This window comes from Rhizobium sp. BK491 (genome assembly GCF_014194925.1).
In the GTDB taxonomy this organism is placed as follows: Bacteria; Pseudomonadota; Alphaproteobacteria; order Rhizobiales; family Rhizobiaceae; genus Rhizobium.
This window is the reverse complement of record NZ_JACIAR010000010.1, coordinates 1-17,792: the sequence shown is the minus strand read 5'-3', so window position 1 is coordinate 17,792 and position 17,792 is coordinate 1. Positions and strand designations below refer to the sequence as shown.

The 17,792-nt window shown below is 60.5% G+C and carries 15 protein-coding genes; 5 read left to right on the top strand and 10 right to left on the bottom strand.

The features are described from left to right. Window positions 1–36: 36 nt before the first annotated feature. The 4 genes from recF to FHX05_RS26655 all read right to left on the bottom strand — a co-directional run bounded on the left by recF (window position 37) and on the right by FHX05_RS26655 (window position 7,437). Window positions 37–1,164 (bottom strand): DNA replication/repair protein RecF, encoded by a 1,128-nt coding sequence (gene recF, locus FHX05_RS26670; protein ID WP_183875649.1) that lies wholly within the window; start codon window positions 1,162–1,164, stop codon window positions 37–39. Window positions 1,165–1,482: 318 nt separating this feature from the next. After that, entirely contained in the window at window positions 1,483–2,628 is a 1,146-nt protein-coding gene (gene dnaJ, locus FHX05_RS26665; RefSeq protein WP_112338915.1) for a molecular chaperone DnaJ, read from the bottom strand. 82 nt (window positions 2,629–2,710) lie between these two features. Beyond that, window positions 2,711–4,630: a molecular chaperone DnaK gene (gene dnaK, locus FHX05_RS26660; RefSeq protein ID WP_112338916.1), complete on the bottom strand. Its 1,920-nt coding sequence runs from the start codon at window positions 4,628–4,630 to the stop codon at window positions 2,711–2,713. 395 nt (window positions 4,631–5,025) lie between these two features. Continuing rightward, window positions 5,026–7,437, bottom strand: coding sequence for a transglycosylase domain-containing protein (locus tag FHX05_RS26655; RefSeq protein WP_183875647.1), 2,412 nt, complete (start codon window positions 7,435–7,437; stop codon window positions 5,026–5,028). Between the two features lie 293 nt (window positions 7,438–7,730). Here FHX05_RS26655 and FHX05_RS30555 point away from each other — a divergent pair, with 293 nt between their 5' ends. From FHX05_RS30555 to FHX05_RS26645, 3 genes are all read left to right on the top strand, one after another. Then, window positions 7,731–7,919 (top strand): hypothetical protein, encoded by a 189-nt coding sequence (locus FHX05_RS30555; RefSeq protein ID WP_112338918.1) that lies wholly within the window; start codon window positions 7,731–7,733, stop codon window positions 7,917–7,919. A 77-nt stretch (window positions 7,920–7,996) separates the two neighbouring features. Further along, entirely contained in the window at window positions 7,997–8,119 is a 123-nt protein-coding gene (locus tag FHX05_RS30805) for a hypothetical protein (protein WP_257714005.1), read from the top strand. Between the two features lie 187 nt (window positions 8,120–8,306). Then, window positions 8,307–8,549: a DUF982 domain-containing protein gene (locus FHX05_RS26645; RefSeq protein ID WP_112609847.1), complete on the top strand. Its 243-nt coding sequence runs from the start codon at window positions 8,307–8,309 to the stop codon at window positions 8,547–8,549. Window positions 8,550–8,772: 223 nt separating this feature from the next. On the opposite strand, the gene FHX05_RS26640 is transcribed toward FHX05_RS26645, so the two are convergent. From FHX05_RS26640 to FHX05_RS26620, 5 genes are all read right to left on the bottom strand, one after another. After that, on the bottom strand, window positions 8,773–9,657 hold the full coding sequence (locus FHX05_RS26640; protein WP_183875645.1) for an SH3 domain-containing protein: 885 nt from the start codon (window positions 9,655–9,657) through the stop codon (window positions 8,773–8,775). A 666-nt stretch (window positions 9,658–10,323) separates the two neighbouring features. Further along, a complete protein-coding gene (locus tag FHX05_RS26635) occupies window positions 10,324–11,793 on the bottom strand; it encodes an efflux transporter outer membrane subunit (RefSeq protein WP_183875643.1) in 1,470 nt (489 codons plus the stop codon). Between the two features lie 348 nt (window positions 11,794–12,141). Beyond that, a complete protein-coding gene (locus FHX05_RS26630; RefSeq protein WP_183715787.1) occupies window positions 12,142–13,086 on the bottom strand; it encodes a phosphoribosylaminoimidazolesuccinocarboxamide synthase in 945 nt (314 codons plus the stop codon). Between the two features lie 142 nt (window positions 13,087–13,228). Continuing rightward, window positions 13,229–13,909: a phosphoribosyltransferase gene (locus tag FHX05_RS26625; RefSeq protein ID WP_183875641.1), complete on the bottom strand. Its 681-nt coding sequence runs from the start codon at window positions 13,907–13,909 to the stop codon at window positions 13,229–13,231. Window positions 13,910–13,922: 13 nt separating this feature from the next. Next, window positions 13,923–14,723, bottom strand: coding sequence for a pseudouridine synthase (locus tag FHX05_RS26620; protein WP_183875639.1), 801 nt, complete (start codon window positions 14,721–14,723; stop codon window positions 13,923–13,925). A 356-nt stretch (window positions 14,724–15,079) separates the two neighbouring features. Here FHX05_RS26620 and FHX05_RS26615 point away from each other — a divergent pair, with 356 nt between their 5' ends. Next, window positions 15,080–15,799 (top strand): response regulator, encoded by a 720-nt coding sequence (locus FHX05_RS26615; protein WP_015338318.1) that lies wholly within the window; start codon window positions 15,080–15,082, stop codon window positions 15,797–15,799. A 3-nt stretch (window positions 15,800–15,802) separates the two neighbouring features. After that, complete coding sequence (locus FHX05_RS26610) at window positions 15,803–17,152, top strand: ATP-binding protein (protein ID WP_112338925.1); 1,350 nt, start codon at window positions 15,803–15,805, stop codon at window positions 17,150–17,152. A 64-nt stretch (window positions 17,153–17,216) separates the two neighbouring features. On the opposite strand, the gene FHX05_RS26605 is transcribed toward FHX05_RS26610, so the two are convergent. Then, window positions 17,217–17,423 (bottom strand): hypothetical protein, encoded by a 207-nt coding sequence (locus tag FHX05_RS26605; protein ID WP_183875637.1) that lies wholly within the window; start codon window positions 17,421–17,423, stop codon window positions 17,217–17,219. Between the last annotated feature and the right edge of the window lie 369 nt (window positions 17,424–17,792).

Below are 17,792 nucleotides of genomic sequence, written 5' to 3'. Positions count from 1 at the left end.
GTGCTCGAGTTTAGCACAATCGCGGTGAAGGAGGCGCTAGGTTTTCGTAATGCCGCCATGCGCCACGGTAAAGAATTGCGCACGCTCGCCAAGCGCCGAGAACATGGATTTGTCCGTGCCTGTCATGAAGGCCTGGCCGCCGAGCCCGTCGATGAGATCGAAGAGGGCCGCACGCCGTCCTTCGTCAAGATGCGCGGCGATCTCGTCGAGCAGCAGGATCGGAGCATAGCCCGTCAGATTGCCGACCAGGCGTGCATGCGCAAGGATGAGGCCGACAAGAAGGGCTTTTTGCTCGCCGGTGGAGCAGCGTTCTGCCTCCATGTCCTTTTCGCGGTGGCGTACGAGAAGGTCGGCTCGATGCGGCCCGTCCAGCGTCCGGCCGGCAGCGGCGTCACGGTAACGCCCCTCGCGCAGCATATCCGCATAGGCATCTTCGAGATCGACGGCGGGCCGGTCGAATTGTCCGTCGAGAAAGCCGGAAAGCCCGAGCGCCGCTGAAGGAAACGGCGTCGTCTCGCGCGTTTCGGCGATCAGCCGCGAGAGAAGGCCGAGCATTTCCTGCCGCGCGATCGCCATGGCGATGCCGAGGCTTGCCATCTGCTCCTCGATGCCGCCGAGCCAGGAGGGATCGAACCGGTTTTCGGATAGCAGCTTGTTGCGGCTGCGCATGGCGCGCTCGAAATCGCTGGCGCGGCGGCCATGGGCGGGATCGAGCGACAGTACCAGCCGGTCGAGGAAGCGGCGCCGCTCCGAGGAGCCGCCGGTGAAGAGGCCGTCCATGGCCGGTGTCAGCCAGAGAATGCGCAAATGATCGGTCAGCTCGTCGACGGTCTTGGCCGGCGTGCCGTTGATTCGCAGCCTGCGGGCGGCTGATTCGTCGGTCGTATCAATGCCGGTGCCGATCTCGACGGCACCCTCCATGCCTTCGAGCTCGGCAAAGATCGAAAATCCGCCTGCCGCATTAACCCGGGTGACATCGGCATAGGCCGCGCGGCGCAGGCCGCGGCCAGGCGAAAGAAGCGAGACCGCCTCCATGAGATTGGTTTTGCCGGCGCCGTTATCGCCGGTCAGCACCACATGCCGCTCGTCAAGCGTCAACGCCGCCGCCGCATAATTGCGGAAGTCGGTCAGCTTCAGGCGCGAGATGGAAACCTTGTTCGGCATCTGTCTTTCGGATTCTGGGTCGATGGGCGAGGGGTATGCCGAACCCCGGCCAAGTGCAAGGTTTTTGCCGTCGGCAATGGGTGCAAGAGAGATCGAGGACGATTCCAGAGACCACCGCCGTCCTTCGACGTGTTCAGGATGAGGATGGAGTGGCTTCTGCGCCAAGTTCAGCAGAGCAATCCTTGTAATAGCGGACGTTCCATGGTGAAGACGCCCGCAGGGCCGTCTCGAACCACGAGGGCGGCTGATTCGCGTACCCCAACAAAAATCCGGCCGAATCATCGGCCGGATTCATGTGAAACAGCTTTGCTTGGCGAATCAGTCGCTGAACGTATCGAAGAAATCCTTCATGCGGGCGAAGAAGCCTGTCGATTCGGGATTGTTGTCCTTCGAGGAGATCTGCTCGAATTCCTGCAGCAGTTCGCGCTGGCGCTTGGTGAGCTTCTGCGGCGTTTCGATCTGGATCTGGATGTAGAGATCGCCGACCTGGCTGGAGCGCAGCACCGGCATTCCCTTGCCCTTCAGGCGGAACTGCTTGCCGACTTGGGTTCCCTCGGGAACGCTGACGCGCGATTTCGTGCCATCGAGCGTCGCTACATCGAAGGTGCCGCCAAGCGCCGCCGTCGTCATCGAGATCGGCACGGCACAATAGAGATCGGCGCCGTCCCGCTGGAAGAATTCATGCGGCTTGACGGAGAGGAAGATGTAGAGGTCCCCGGAAGGACCACCGCGAAGACCCGCTTCGCCTTCGCCCTGCAGGCGGATGCGCGTGCCGTCCTCAATGCCCGAGGGAATGTTGACGGAGAGCGAACGCTCCTCGGTCACGCGGCCCTGGCCATGACACTTGGTGCAGGGGTCGGGAATGATCTGGCCGCGACCGTGACAGGTCGGGCAGGTGCGCTCGACGGAGAAGAAGCCCTGTGCTGCGCGCACGCGGCCGGAGCCCTGGCAGGTGCCGCAGGTCTTCGGCTGCGTGCCCGGCTTGGCGCCCGAGCCGGAACAGACGTCGCAGGTGATCGAGGTCGGAACGCGGATCTGCGCCGTCTTGCCGCTGAAGGCTTCCTCGAGCGAGATTTCCATATTGTAGCGAAGATCGGCGCCGCGCTCGCGTCCGCCGGACGAGCGACCGCGAGCGCGTCCGCCACCCATCATCTCGCCGAAAATATCCTCGAAAATATCGGAGAAACCGCCGCCGCCGAAACCGGCTCCGAAGCCGCCGCCACCGCCCATGCCGCCATGCTCGAAGGCTGCATGGCCGTAGCGGTCATAGGCTGCGCGCTTTTGCGGGTCCTTGAGCGTTTCGTAGGCTTCGTTGATTTCCTTGAACTTCCGCTCGGCATTGCTGTCGTCCGGGTTCTTGTCCGGATGAAATTGCATCGCCAGCTTGCGAAAGGCGCTCTTCAGCTCTTTCTCGTCCGCTGTTTTTGAGACGCCCAATGTCTCGTAAAAATCCGCTTTTGCCATTAAGGACTAGACCCCGGAAATGGATTTCCGGCTGCCCCGAAGGCAGCCGGATTTAAGTCTCCTAGAACCTTTCGGTTCGCGCTTATGCAGACCGCTTGTGGTCGCCTTCGTCCTTGATTTCCTCGTAGTCGGCATCAACGACATCGTCCTTGCCGCCTGCTGCCGAGGCATCGCCGGAACCGGCTTCCGCCTGCTGCGACTCATAGATCGCCTGGCCGAGCTTCATGGAAACTTCCATAAGCGTCTGGGTCTTGGCCTTGATGTCTTCGGCATCCGGCTCGGAAGCTTCGGTTGCCGCCTTCAGCGCTGCGATCGCATCGGAAATCGCGGTGCGATCGGCTTCGGTGACCTTGTCGCCGTAATCCTTCAGCGACTTCTCGCTGGAGTGGATCAGGCTTTCGGCCTGGTTCTTGGCTTCGACACCTTCGCGGCGTTTCTTGTCTTCGGCAGCATGGGCTTCGGCATCCTTGACCATCTTCTCGATGTCGGCGTCGGAAAGACCGCCGGAAGCCTGGATGCGGATCTGCTGTTCCTTGCCGGTACCCTTGTCCTTGGCCGAAACCTGGACGATGCCGTTGGCGTCGATATCGAAGGTGACTTCGATCTGCGGAACGCCACGCGGTGCCGGCGGCAGGCCGACGAGGTCGAACTGGCCGAGCAGCTTGTTGTCTGCAGCCATTTCGCGCTCGCCCTGCGAGACGCGGATGGTTACGGCCGACTGGTTGTCGTCGGCGGTCGAGAAGGTCTGCGACTTCTTCGTCGGGATCGTCGTGTTGCGTTCGATCAGACGGGTGAAGACGCCGCCCAGCGTTTCGATGCCGAGAGACAGCGGGGTCACGTCGAGGAGCAGAACGTCCTTGACGTCGCCCTGCAGAACGCCGGCCTGGATAGCGGCGCCGAGCGCGACGACTTCATCCGGGTTGACGCCCTTGTGCGGCTCCTTGCCGAACAGCTGCTTGACGACTTCCTGTACCTTCGGCATGCGGCTCATGCCGCCGACGAGAACGACTTCGTCGATTTCAGCCGCGGTAACGCCGGCATCCTTGAGGGCTGCCTTGCACGGAGCGATGGTGCGCTGAACGAGATCGTCGACCAGGCTTTCCAGCTTGGCGCGGGTTAGCTTCAGCGTCAGGTGCTTCGGGCCGGTGGCGTCTGCCGTGATGAAGGGCAGGTTGATTTCGGTCTGCTGTGCGGACGACAGTTCGATCTTGGCCTTCTCGGCAGCTTCCTTCAGGCGCTGCAGGGCAAGCTTGTCGCCCTTGAGATCGATGCCGTTGTCCTTCTTGAACTCGGCAACGAGATATTCGACGAGACGCATGTCGAAGTCTTCACCGCCGAGGAAGGTATCCCCGTTGGTCGACTTCACTTCGAAGACGCCATCGCCGATTTCCAGGATGGAGATATCGAAGGTGCCGCCGCCAAGGTCGTAAACGGCGATCGTCTTGCCGTCCTTCTTGTCGAGGCCGTAAGCAAGGGCTGCAGCCGTCGGCTCGTTGATGATGCGCAGAACTTCGAGACCGGCGATCTTGCCGGCATCCTTGGTTGCCTGGCGCTGAGCGTCGTTGAAGTATGCGGGAACGGTGATAACAGCCTTGTCGACCTTTTCACCGAGATAGGATTCGGCGGTTTCCTTCATCTTCTGAAGGATCATTGCGGAAATCTGGGCGGGCGAATAGCCCTTGCCGTTGGCTTCTACCCAGGCGTCGCCATTGTCGCCCCGAACGATGTTGAAGGGAACAAGGTGCTTGTCCTTCTCGACGGTCGGATCTTCGTAGCGGCGGCCGATGAGGCGCTTGACAGCGAAGAGGGTGTTTGTGGGGTTGGTGACAGCCTGGCGCTTGGCCGGCTGACCGACGAGACGTTCACCATCGTCGGTGAAGGCAACCATGGAGGGGGTCGTCCGGGCGCCTTCGGCATTTTCGATCACTTTTGCGTCCTTACCGTCCATGACGGCGACGCAGGAATTTGTCGTTCCAAGGTCGATACCAATTACTTTTGCCATGTCATTCTCTCCTTGAAGCAAGCTATCGGAACCCCTGTCAGGCATTCCATTGACAGCCCCTTACGGGATGGTCTTGAGGATTGCGCAGCCATGACTGCGGTGATGCCGCGTATATAAGTAGCGGTTTTACTGACTGCAAGGCAGGAAATGGCCCGAAATCCAGCAAAACAAATGGTTTGTCGCTCAAATTCCACATGCCCCATATGCGCCGAGGACCTCAGGATTTGACGCGACCGCGTATCAGAGCAGCCTTGCTGCGGCCATGCAAGCGTCTACTGCATGATTCTCTAAATCGGGATCGATTTAAGAATAAAATTCTGCAGCAGGTCCAAAGTGCCGCAGTGACCTTAGCGCGCCTACATGACGCGCCGTGCTGTGAGGGCGAAATTGCGATTTTATCGGCCCAGGATGACATCGAGCAGTGACGAGCGGTGCGGCCGCGCCGTGGCGACCGGAGCGCCGCCATCGCCGACATCGGCGGGCGGTATATCGCTGTCATATCGATTGGAGCTGTAAGGGTTGGTGTCGTCGGCCAGATTTGCCGGCGGCAGGTCCTGCGGGTCGTCGTTCGCGGAGGCCTGGTTGACAACCTGCGGCTGGATCGGCTGTTGCGACGGCCTTTGCTGCAAGGTCGGCTGCTGCATCGGCTGTCCGCCATTGGCGACGCCGGAGATGATGTTGCCGATGGTGGTCGGCTGGTCGCCGTTCGGCGCCGTCTGCGCCATGGGCAGGCCGTTGTCGATGATCTGGCCGCCGCCGAAGATCGGTGTCGGCGCAATGCCCTTATGGGCGGCGACCATGAATTCCTTCCACGCCTTTGCCGGCAGACCGCCGCCCGTCACCTTGCGCATCGACTTGCCGTCGTCATTGCCAAACCAGACGCCCGTGGTCAGGTGGCTGGTGAAGCCGACGAACAGCGCGTCGCGGAAGGATTGCGTCGTGCCCGACTTGCCGGCCGCCTGCCAGCCTGGAATGCGTGCTGTCTTGCCGGTGCCGTTAGTGATGACACCGGCCATCATGGCGTTCATGTTCGCAACGATATCCGGGCTGAGCACGCGCTCCGGATTGTCCGTATTGGCCTGGTACAGCACCTTGCCGGAGGCGGTCGTTACCTTGGTGACGACATGCGGGGCTACTTTGAAACCGCCGTTCATGAAGGTGGCATAGGCGGAGGTCAGCTCCAGCAGCGACACTTCGGACGTGCCAAGCGCGATCGAGGCATTGGCCTGCAAATCCGATTCGATGCCGAGCCTGCGGGCGACCTTGATGACCTGGTCCGGCCCGACTTCGGCGACGAGCTGCGCGGCAACGGTGTTCAGCGAATGCGCGATCGCGGTGGCAAGCGTGACGGGGCCGCTATAGCGCTGTTCATAATTTTCAGGCGCCCAGTTGCCGATCTTGACCGGCATGTCGTTGCGGATGGAATTGGGTGTCAGGCCCATCTCAAGCGCTGCGGTATAGACGAACGGCTTGAAAGCGGAGCCCGGCTGGCGCTTGGCGGTGACCGCGCGATTGAACTGGCTCTGTGCATAGTCGCGGCCGCCAACGAGAGCACGGATGGCGCCTGTTGCGTCGACGGAAACCAGTGAGGCCTGCGATGCGTTCAGCTTCTTGCCTTCCTTTTCGAGCACATCGCTGAGTGCCTTCTCTGCCTTCTCCTCCAGCGACATGTCGAGCGTGGTGTCCACGATCAGGTCTTCCTTGACATCGCCGCCGATCAGCTTCGGTAGCTGGTCCATGACCATGTCGGCGACGTAATTCTCGGCGCCGCTCCAGTAGCTCTTCGATCGTGTCGGCGGCTGGGACATCGCCGTCTTGGTATCGGCCTCGGTGATGAAGCCTTGATCCTGCATCGCCTGCAGCACGAGTTGTGCGCGCGCCTCGGCGGCGGCGGGATCGCGGGCGGGCGACAGCCGCGAGGGCGCCTTGACCAGGCCGGCAAGCATGGCGGCCTCGCCGAGATTGACGTCCTTGGCCGATTTGTTGAAGTAGCGCCGCGAGGCGGCCTCGACGCCATAGGCGTTGGAGCCGAAATAGACGCGGTTCAGGTACATCGTCAGGATCTGATCCTTGGTGTACTTGTGCTCCAGCCACAGCGCCAGCAGTACTTCCTGCACTTTGCGTTCCAGCGTGCGGTCCGGCGACAGGAAGAGGTTCTTGGCAAGCTGCTGCGTCAGCGTCGAGCCGCCCTGAACGGCATGTCCCGTCACGATATTCGTCACTACCGCGCGGCCAAGGCCGATCGGATCGAAGCCGAAATGCGAGTAGAAGCGCCGATCCTCGATCGCGACGATAGCCTCGGGAATATAGGGCGACATCTCGCTCAGCGATACGGCCTCGCCGCCCGTGGTGCCGCGATTGGCGATCAGGGTTCCGTCGAGACCGTTGATCTTGACGTTCGGCGGCCGCTCCGGGATCGACCACGTGCTGGCGCTCGGCATGCGCGAGCCATAGTAGGCGACGAGGCCGGCGAGGCCGATACCGGCCCAGAGGCAGAGTACGAGACCCCAGTAGATCGTCGAACGGATGAAGCCGAAAAAGCCGCGCCGCGGCCGCGCACGGCGTGCCGGTTTGCGGCGGCTGCGGGCGCGAGTTCGGCGAGGCTTTTCGACCACGGGCTCATCCTCGTCGTCATCGTCGTCGGGTTCCGGTTCTTCGTAGTATGTTTTGGAAGAAGACGAATATTTCTTGGCCGAGTGCCTGTTGCCGATGATGCGCTCGCCGGCATTGAATCCGTCCTCGATGCGTTCCCGGCCGCTGGAAAAGGATGGTTCTATTCTCTGGCTTGATTTTTTCTTATCTGCCATTGCCGGCCGGTCGTACCTCGGTGCCCTTGTATTCCATGCCTTCTATCAGGCTGATCGCATTGGCGGTAGCGATCTTTCAGCCAATGGGCGATCGAGGTAAAGCAACCCGCCTTGGTTCGCGCCTCTTCTGAAGACATCAAATCCCGCCTGAATTGTAAATGCGGCGATTTAAGGAGGGATTAAGAACATTCCGCCCCGCAATGACGGCGATCTCGCCCTGCAACCGCGGGGGCGCAAGGAACTTTTCGCCACTCTGAGCATTATCGTGTCATAAAAACAAAGAGGGCGAGCCCATGACTTCATTACTAAAGATAGAGCAAATTGAAGAGAGCAAGCTACGCGAGGTCTGGAGCGTCGAGGATTTCGTCCGACGCCATCGGATTTGCAAGGAGGAGGAAGCCCGGCTGAAGAAGCTGTTCGGCGACTTCGCAACGAAGCAGGAATTGCTCTCCAACGCGCAGCGGCCGCCCCAATTCCGTTGAAATGAAGTGGTTGGCCAGTGCGATGTTCATCGTGAGCCGCTGCGATCGAACGGATCGCAGCGGAGGAGGCTGAGCCAATGTGGAAACGTTTCGAACTGTGGCTGGTGGACCAGATCGACCGAATATTCGGCCTCGAGCGGCTTGCGCGCCGTGCCGGCTTCTCTCCGGATGAGGCGAGGCGGATCGCACGTGAAAAGTAGGCCGCCGGTGTTCCCCTGCAATTTGGGGATACTATCGCACTCGTATCGGATGAGACTGCGTCGATACTTCACGGACAACAAGCAATCTTCCATATTTTCGAATGCTCTGAACAAGGTTATAGTATTGTCATGTGGCCGTCTTGATCGACGGTTCCAAGCAATTGGTAGCGCGTGAGGAGGAGTGTTCATGCGACACGTCAAATGGAGCAATCCGATCGAGGTCGGTTTTGCTCAGGATAGCTTCCAGGTCGTGACAGGCCCTTCCGAGGCACTTAATTGCATGGCCAATCTATGGCCCGACCGCCGCGGCCCCCTCTATGTGGCGGCTCGAAGCCTTTGCCGGGCTGCCATTGACGGCCGCAAGTCTGCCGAAGAAGCGCGCGAGATGTTCATTTCGGCGACTCGGGAAGCGCGTCTAAAGATGCATTGAAGCATGCCGCTACCATCGCATTAACTGTCCAAACCTTGCGAACCGGCGAAAGCGCGGCAGAGGTCGAGAGTTTTGCGCGCGTGCTCTTCCGTGAAATCATCTGCTGAGTGAAGCTCCCGCACGGGAGCGCGTTCTTCTGGGAGGCAATGCACTTCACCAAAAAGGCCGGCGACTTTCAAAGTCGCCGGCCTTTTAGCTTTTCAGGTGGTTGCAGGGCCGGCCGTCAGCGGTTCGAGCCTCTCACGGACATCCGGCAGTTGGGCTCCGACGCGGGGCATGGATCTCTGTGGTTAGGGCTATAAGGTCCCGGGTCGCTTGCATTCGGCCGCGGATTGTTCTGTGGCTGCTGCGGCTGTGGTTGCGGTTGAGCCTGCTGCGGTTCCGGGCGCGGGCGGTTGTCCGGGCGATTATTGTCCGGACGGTTGTTGTCGCGCTGGCGGTCTGGCCGGTTACCCCAGTCCCGGTTATCGTCCAGGCGCTGTCTGCCCCAGTCGCGATTGCCGTCGCGTTGTCTGTCCCAATCGCGGTTACGATCACGATCAGGCCGGCGATCCCAGTTGCGATCCTGTCCGTCATTCCAGTCGCGATTGCGATCAGGGCGGCGGTCCCAGTTGCCATCCTGATCATCATTCCAGCCGGAGCCGCGGTCCCAGCCCGGAGAATTGCGGTGGTCCCAGCCGCTGTCGGGCCGCCGATCGCCCCAGCCAGGGCCGCGGCGCCAGCGATCGCGATCGCGGTAGAAGTCGCGGCCGCGGTAATAGCGACCCCAATAGTCGTCGAAATTGAACACCACTGTCGGAATACCGAGCGGCCGGTAATATTGCCGGTCGACATAGATGCGGCGCGACTGATAGGTCGCCTGGATATAGCGGCCTGCAACCCAGCCGCGGCCACCGTAGAAGGAGACATCGCACCACGGCGTATCATTGAGGCAGCCATTGATCTGAAGGGGTACACCGACCGGAATCATCGTGACAGCCGGATAGGCGGTGCTTGGGCCTGACCGCATGTTGACGTTTGCCGTGGCAAAGCCTTCCGCCGCTTCCGCAATGGCTGGCAGCGCCATGAGCGCTGTCAGTAGACTCGCCGCGAGAACCTTGAATTTCATAAATCACTCTCCCTTTCGCGCACTTCGCCGCCCCGGCGCTTGTTCACACTCATGCGCCTACCCCGGCGCTCTTTGGTAACACTAGCCAACTTCGGCAAGATAAAGGCTTCTCCATGCACGGGATCTGATAGGAATCCCAAGTGCCTCCTCAATCTGTGCATGTGTTGTAGAAGCATTTGCATGAATACAGCTTGAACGCGCCAGTTCGAAACCGAAAAGGCGTTAAGGTTTTCGATCAAGGCTGCCGGGCTGCTTTAGAAGGTTTCTGGCAGAAACAACAAAGCGGCCTTGAAATTGCCACCTTGCCCTCTCATATACGCTTCAGTCATGCAGCCGATGGGCGCTGGCGCGCTGGAAAGTGAGCCGTTTCGTCCGTTAATATCATGAAAGCGGCGTTAACTCTTCGTTGACCTTTCATGATCAATCTGGCTGCAGTTCCGCCCTTGCCTTTGACCACGGATGTACTGGCACTGATGTGAAGGCGGATGGCGAAAGGCCGGGTCATTCCGGCCTTTTTGTTTTTGGCGATGGCGTGTTCTTGCGGAAGCGGAGCGCGCCATTTTCATTTTAGCCATCTCCGTGCGCCCAAAAGAAAAACCGCCACAGATCCCTGCGGCGGTTTTCAAGTTCAAGCGGTAAGGCCCTGCTACAGCCCAAGCTATAGGCTTACATCGCCTTCTTGGCCGCGACCTTGATGGCCTCGGCCTTGGCTCTGGTCGGTCCTGCGGCCGCGATCGCCTTATCGGCGGGCACATAGCCTGCGCCGATGTTGACGTTTAGCGAGATGTAGTCGAGAGCGCTCGCTTGAATGGCCTGTGCCAGGCTTTGCTGGGCAGCGGTCACGTTGCGCTGTGCGTCGAGAACGTCGAGCAGAGAGGATGCACCGTCCTTGTAGCTTGCTGTCGAGAGCTGCAGGGCTTCCTGATAGGACTTGACCTGAGCCTGCAACGCCGCGACCGTCTGAGCATCACGGGCAACTGCCGACAGAGCGTTTTCCACGTCTTCGATCGCGGAGCGAACCGTCTGCTGCCAGGCGAGATAGTTCTCACGGCTTGTCGATTCGGCGCTCTTGACTCCGGCGCGCAGGGCACCGCCATCGAAGATAGGCAGGTTCAGCGATGGGCCGAACGACCAGGTGGTCAGGCCGCCGCTCGCTGCCGATGTATGGATATAGGTCGGCGAAATCGAACCGCTGAGGGTGATCGACGGGAAGAGCTTGGCTTCCGCCACACCGATCTGGGCCGTCGAGGCAGCAAGCTGACGCTCTGCAACGCGAATATCAGGGCGGTTGCGGATGAGGTCGGCCGGAACACCGGTGCGGACGCTGCCGCGGAACACCGGCTGCCTGCCGCCGCCCTGCATCTGCGCGATGATGGTCGATGAAGGAACGTTGAGCAGCGTGGCGATGTGGTGCACCTGCTGGCGATAGCTGATTTCATAACCAGGCACCAGCGCCAGCGTCTGGTTGACGAGGCCCTCGGCCTGAACCACGTCAAGGCGGGATGCTGCACCGGCTTCAAGCTGGAACTTGGTCAGAGAAAGCGTATCGCGCCGCGACTTCAGGTTTTCCTGCGCGATCGAGATGAGCCTCTGATAATAGCGGGCATTGACATAGCTGTTGGCGAGATCCTGCAGATATGTCAGGCGTGCAACGTCAACGCTGGAATAGGCGGCGTCAACCGAAGCATTGGCGCTTTCCGTAGCGCGGCGATACTGACCCCAGAGGTCGAGCAGCCAGGAAGCCGAAGCGGTTCCCGTCGTCGTATTCCGTCGGCCACCGGAACTGGATACCCTCGAGCCACCCTTCTGGCCGCTTGTCGTATTGTCACCCAACACGGTGAGGCTTGGGAGACCGCCTGCACCTGCTGTGACGACGGCAGCTTCCGCCTGGTTGATGCGTTCCAGCGACTGCTGGATGGTCAAGTTCTGGGCAAGTCCCTGTGTGGCGAAGGCATTCAGCTTGGCGTCGCCGAAAGCGGTCCACCATTGCGAGCCGGCGATATCGCCGTTCGCCTTCGTACCGCCCTCCGAGAATTTGGCCGGGAGAGGCATTTCCGGTGGCTTATGGTCTGGGCCGCTGACGCAACCTGCCAAAACAAGCAGCAGGGCGGGGGCGGCAGTACGAATGGAAACCATCACTTTGTCCCACAATTCAATTTACTGATCAGTGTTTTTCGGGATCGGCTTGACCCCATATGCCGGCGCTCCAGTCTTACGCAACACAAACAACGACCCGAAGCGGTCGGCGTCAATCTAGCAACGAGTTTTGCAATAGCACAGTGGCTTTTACGAATTCTCGGCAGCGAACATATGTGGGATCGGGCGAAATATCAGCTTGTCGGTAAAAAAAATCTAAAGTGTTGCAAAAAACATACCCTCGCATCCACAATCAAGGGATGTGAATGGCGCAGAACTTCGCCGCTGCCGCAACTTCCGGGAAGCTTCGGCATGCCCATTCAGCGAAAAGACCGTTCAAACGGTCTCCTAAGGGAAATAGCGGGCGAGGCTTGCGCGAACCCGGTCAAGCGGCGTTGCGTCGCGATCATCGGGCACGAAAGTCATGCCGGTGATCGCTTCATAGGCGCGTATATAGACCTTGGACGTCTCCTCGACCAACTCGCGTGGAATTTCCGGGATCTCGTCCTTATAGGGATCGCAGCGCTCCGTGACCCAGGCCCGCACGAAATCCTTGTCGAAGCTTTCGGGGCGCACACCGTTTTTGAAGCGGTCCTCGTAACTATCGGCGAGCCAATAGCGGCTGCTGTCGGGCGTGTGGATTTCGTCGGCAAGGATGATGGTGCCGTTTTCATCGGTCCCGAACTCATATTTGGTATCGACGAGGATCAGCCCCCGCTTGCGGGCGATTTCCTGTCCGCGCGCGAACAGCGCAAAAGCATAATTCGTCAGCGTCTGCCACTGCTGCTGTGTCAGAAGCCCGCCCTCGACGATCTGCTTCGGCGTCAGAGGCTCGTCATGACCGCCGTCGAATTCCTTGCTTGTTGGGGTAATGATCGGCTGTGGCAGGATCTGGTTGTCGCGCATGCCGTCCGGCAGGGTGATGCCGTACATCTCGCGCTGACCCTTCTTGTAGAGCGTCAGGATCGAGGTCCCGGTGGTGCCGGCGAGATAGCCGCGAACGACGACCTCGACAGGTAGGATATTCAACCGCTTGCCGACCACCACGTTCGGGTCGGGATAGTCGATCACGTGGTTGGGGCAGATGTCGCGTGTTTGCTCGAACCAGTAGCGGGCGGTCTGCGTCAGCACCTGGCCCTTATAGGGAATGCAGGTGAGGATGCGGTCGAACGCGCTCAACCGGTCGGTGCTGATGATGATGCGGCTGCCGTCGGGCAGATCGTAATTTTCGCGTACCTTGCCGCGATAGTAGTTGGGCAATTCCGGAAAATAGGCTTCGGAGAGAGTTCGCAACGCGTCCACCAACAGGCTCTTGCATCCGCCCGACGGATGCTTCTTGAGCGGACCCTTAGCGTATTGCGGCCGGAAGCGGAACGGTTTTCACATATATTATGCAATTTGCCTTCCATCGCATGGCCGCAACAGCAAAATGCGGTCAGCTCGGTCGACGCCAGCCGCTTCTACTCCACTCGAGGATCGGCGTCGAAAACACGCCGATGATTTTCTCGCTCCAGCGCTTGCCGCCTAGATCGACACGATCCCGCCAGCGTTCGGATTGCAGCATCGCCGCGCCGATCACCACGGGCTCGATGCCGCAAGACGTTAAAAGAGAAAGACCTGCAACGATCGAGGCGCCGCTGGAGATCACATCGTCGATCAGCGCGACGCGCTTTCCTTCCAGCAGCGGCAGCATGCGCGGATCTATATAAAGACGCTTCTCCTGGTTTGGCGTGGTGATGGAGGAGAGCGGGACCGAAAGCTCCTCGCGGTACCAGAATTTACGCGATGTTCCGAGCGGCACGTAGCGCGTATGGCCGAGTGCGCGGGCCACTGCTGCCGCCAGCGTCAGTCCGAGCGTCGGCAATCCGGCGACGACATTGATATCATGTGCTGCCATTCGCTTCGCAAGCGTCTCCGCAAGAGCGTCCAACACGGTGAAGCTTGCCTGATTGACGATCAGCGACGCCAGCGCATGTTCGCCGTCGGCGAGCACGCGGATCGGCAGCCGCAATTGCCGCCCGTCCGGCAGCTCGGCTACATAGAAATCCGCACGCTCCACCATTGGATCGAAGGTGCCCGGCGCATCCAGCTCCTGCCAGAAGTCATGAGGTTGCATCGCGCTCAGCCTTCTACCGATTGACTTTCATTCCGGCGCGCCGATGCAAGCTCAGTATTTCGGCCTCGGTCAAGGCGCGCACGCCGCCCTTCGGCAGATCGCCAAGCGCGATATCGCCAAAGGCAACGCGCACCAGCCGCAGGCATTCGATGCCGAGCGCCTCCAGCATGCGACGGATCTGGCGATTACGCCCTTCCTTCAGCTCCACCTCGATCCAGCTGTTGCGGTCGCCGCTGCGCAGCAGCCGGGCCGAGCTCGCGGTCAGGAGTTCACCATCGTCGACGATGCCACGCTCCATGCGTGCCAGCTGTTCCAGGTCCATGATGCGATCGACCTGCACATGATAGGCCTTGCCAACATGGCTGACGGGGTCGAGCAGGGCCTGCGCCAATACCGTGTCGTTGGTAAAGAGCAGCAATCCCTCGCTCGCCTTGTCAAGGCGGCCGACGGGCGCGAGATGGCGGGCATCGATCTCCCTCAGGCAATCATAAACGGTCGGCCGTCCTTCGGGATCGTCGCGCGTCGTCACCAGCCCGCGCGGCTTGTTCAGCATGAAATAGAGCTTCTTTTCAGCTGATATCTCCATGCCGTCGACCGCGAACTTCGAATGCTCCAGATCGACCCAGATGGCAGGATCGGAGATCAGGCGGCCGTCCACGGTCACGCGGCCGGTGACGATCAACGCTTCCGCCTGCGTGCGCGAGCAATAGCCAAGCTTCGAAAGCGCTCGCGGCAAGGTCACGCGCTTGCCCTCCGGCTCTGGGGTGCGCCTTGTCGCTTTGCCGGATCTCTGCGGTGATTGCCTTTGGCTCAACCGTCCTGCCTCATGAGCATGTTTCTCTGGCCCGACATCGCTGTCGGTGAAGGTCAATCCTTTCGCACGGCGGCGAGCAGGACGCAAACCCGCATTGTCGAAAAGGATCGGCGGTTTGGAAAAGCAGACAGGGCTCGCATTTCGTGGATGCGAGCCCTGTCGCGGGCCGGAGCGGGCGATGGGGTCGGGTAGGCGGCAACGAAGCTGCCGACATTCGCTCCGGAGGGATCCGGCTGCGGAGAAACTGCATCCCTTCTTTTGCTGGGATTTTTCAAAAGAAGGGAAATTTGTTACAGTTTGTAACGTCGGTCGTTTCCCTGTTGCCAAAACCGCCTCTCGCCCCGCATGGAAGAGCCATGGTTTCCGCATCGCTGCTTCTGGTCGAAGACGACCGCGAGATTAGGGCGCTCCTGGAGGAGTTCCTGAGCCGTGAAGGTTTTGCCGTGCAGGCCGCCGACAGCGCCGCAGCTATGGATCGCATTCTATCCAAGGGGTTCCCCGATCTGATCATCCTCGATCTGATGCTGCCGGGTGAAGATGGTCTCTCCGCGTGCCGGCGCATCCGCACCCGCAGCAAGGTGCCTATCCTGATGCTGACGGCGAAGACTGAGGATATCGATCGCATTCTCGGCCTCGAGATGGGCGCCGATGACTATCTCGGCAAGCCTTTCAACCCGCGCGAGCTCCTGGCACGCATCCGCGCCATTCTCCGCCGCTCCGGCCCGGAGCGGCCGGAGGATGCCGGCATTCCATCACGGCGCAAAAGCTTCGCCGGATTGATCGTCGATCTCGACGGCCGGGTGATCGAGATGGATGGCGAGCGCGTCGTGCATCTGACGACCGCCGAGTTCGATCTGCTCGTCTGCTTCCTCGAAAGACCGCGCCGCGTGCTGTCGCGCGAGCAATTGCTCGACTGGACGCGCGGCCGTGGCGCCGATCCTTTCGACCGGACGATCGATGTTACGGTCTCCCGCCTGCGCACCAAGCTCGGCCATTGCCTGCCTGATGGCGCTCAGATCATCACCACGGTGCGCAATGCCGGCTATCTCCTTACAAGGGACGTGAAGGATGTCTGAACCATGCTGAAACTCGGTCTGGTCGCCCGCATCATCATGATTGTGGCCGTGGCGCTGTTCATCATTCAGCTTGCGGCCTTTGCGGCCGCACAGCTGAAGCCGGATACGCCGTTCAATCCGGAGCGGTCGCCCGCCAAGCAAGTGAAGACTGCGATCCGTCTTCTCGATGCCATTCCGCCGGAGGCGCAACAGGCAGCCGTGCGGGCACTGAATGCCAATGGCCTGGCGATCCACCTGGCCGATCCGCCGGCTCCGGGTCGGGAGGAGGCCTCCAATCTGACGCTCACCGACAAGCTCGCCCGCGAATTTGCCGCGATCGCGCTCGGCAATCGCTATTTCAACATGCGCTCGCTTTCGGAAAAGCCGCAGGGCTGGTTCTCCGTCGGTGCGCCGGACAGGATCGTGGAGGTATCGATCGGCGTTGCCGGCGGCAAGATCGCCGTCTTCAACCTGCCCGAAACGCCGACGGTGCGATTGAACGGCATTCCCATCGGCCTCATCGCCGGCATCCTCGGCATGCTGGTCGCCGTCATCGCCATTGCCGCCGTAGCGCGGGAAACCCGGCCCCTGACGCGCCTGTCGCGAACCGTCAACTCGATCGGCAATGGTCTGCAGCCGGTTCATATTCCCGAAAGAGGCGCCTGTGAGCTGCGCCTGCTGATCAAGGCGATCAACGCCATGCAGTTGCGCATCGCCGCGCTTGTCAGCAACCGCACCCTTATTCTCGGAGCGATCTCGCACGATCTGAGGACCTACCTCACTCGCTTCCGTCTGCGCATGGAAATGATGCCGGAGACGCCGCATCGCGAGCGGGCGATCGCCGATGTCGAGGCCATGCAGCGGCTGGTGGAGGATGCGCTCGGCTTCGCCCGCAGCACCGTCATCTCGGACGGCAAGACCATTGTCGATCTCGACGCTGCCATCCAAGGTCACCTCGCCGAGCGGCAGGACGGCCAGGGCCTGGTGGGTTTCATGCCGATCGGGCAGCCGATTGCCGTCGCGATGACGGAGACTGCTCTCGTTCGAGTGCTTGATAATCTCATGGACAATGCGCTGCGCTATGGCGGCCGGGCCGATATTGTCGTCGGGCGCCGCGGTGATCAGGATGCCATCATCGTTGGCGATCGTGGACCGGGTATTCCCGCAGAGCGGCGCAAGGAGGTTCTCGAACCCTTCGTGCGGCTGGAGGAGTCGCGCAACCGTGACCTCGGAGGCAGCGGGCTTGGTTTGGCGATCGTCCGCCAGATCCTCGATGCGCATGGCGGCACGCTCTGTCTGGAAGACCGCGAAGGAGGCGGATTGAATGCCGTCGTCCTGTTGCCGCCGATGATGATGGAAAGAAAGGCAGCGTGAAATAGGCGCGCCCGTCAGCCGATCGCACTGGCACGCGATCGTCTCCTTGCGCGGAGCGGCCTGCTCAATGACAGGTCAGGAATCTCTGCAGCTCTTGCCGGTTTAAGACGATACCGGCGGCTGCTTTCTGCGGATCGGGATGCGTATAGGTAAAGCTCGGCAGGTCGGGCAGATCCAATGCCTGGCGCATGCTCATAATACCGAGCGCGCGGCGGCCACTGGCGCTGTCGAAGCTGACTTCGATGATGCATTCCGGTCTTGTTGTATGCATTGTTTCCTCCCTTCCCTTTTTATCTGCCTCAAACCATAGCAGAAACCTCATGGAAAATCTCGGCCTTTCTAAGGCTTGGAGCCAATAGGTTACACGGAAGCCCCGAGGCGCCGTCCGGTTGCTCGACGGGACGGGTTTTGCTGGACGGAGGATGCCATATAGAGCGAAAGCGCGCGTATTTAGCCGCTCCGAGCAAAATTTGACCATCTGGACAAGATTTTTAAGGCTGCTGAGGAAAACTTTCCCCTCTCTTCCGCCCACTAAGACAAAATCTCGTTTAAAATCAAGCCCTTACAAAAATGTCAGAATTTTTACAGTCTGAGTGTTGACTTGGTTCGGAGGTAGGGTCTATAAGCCCGATCACTGACG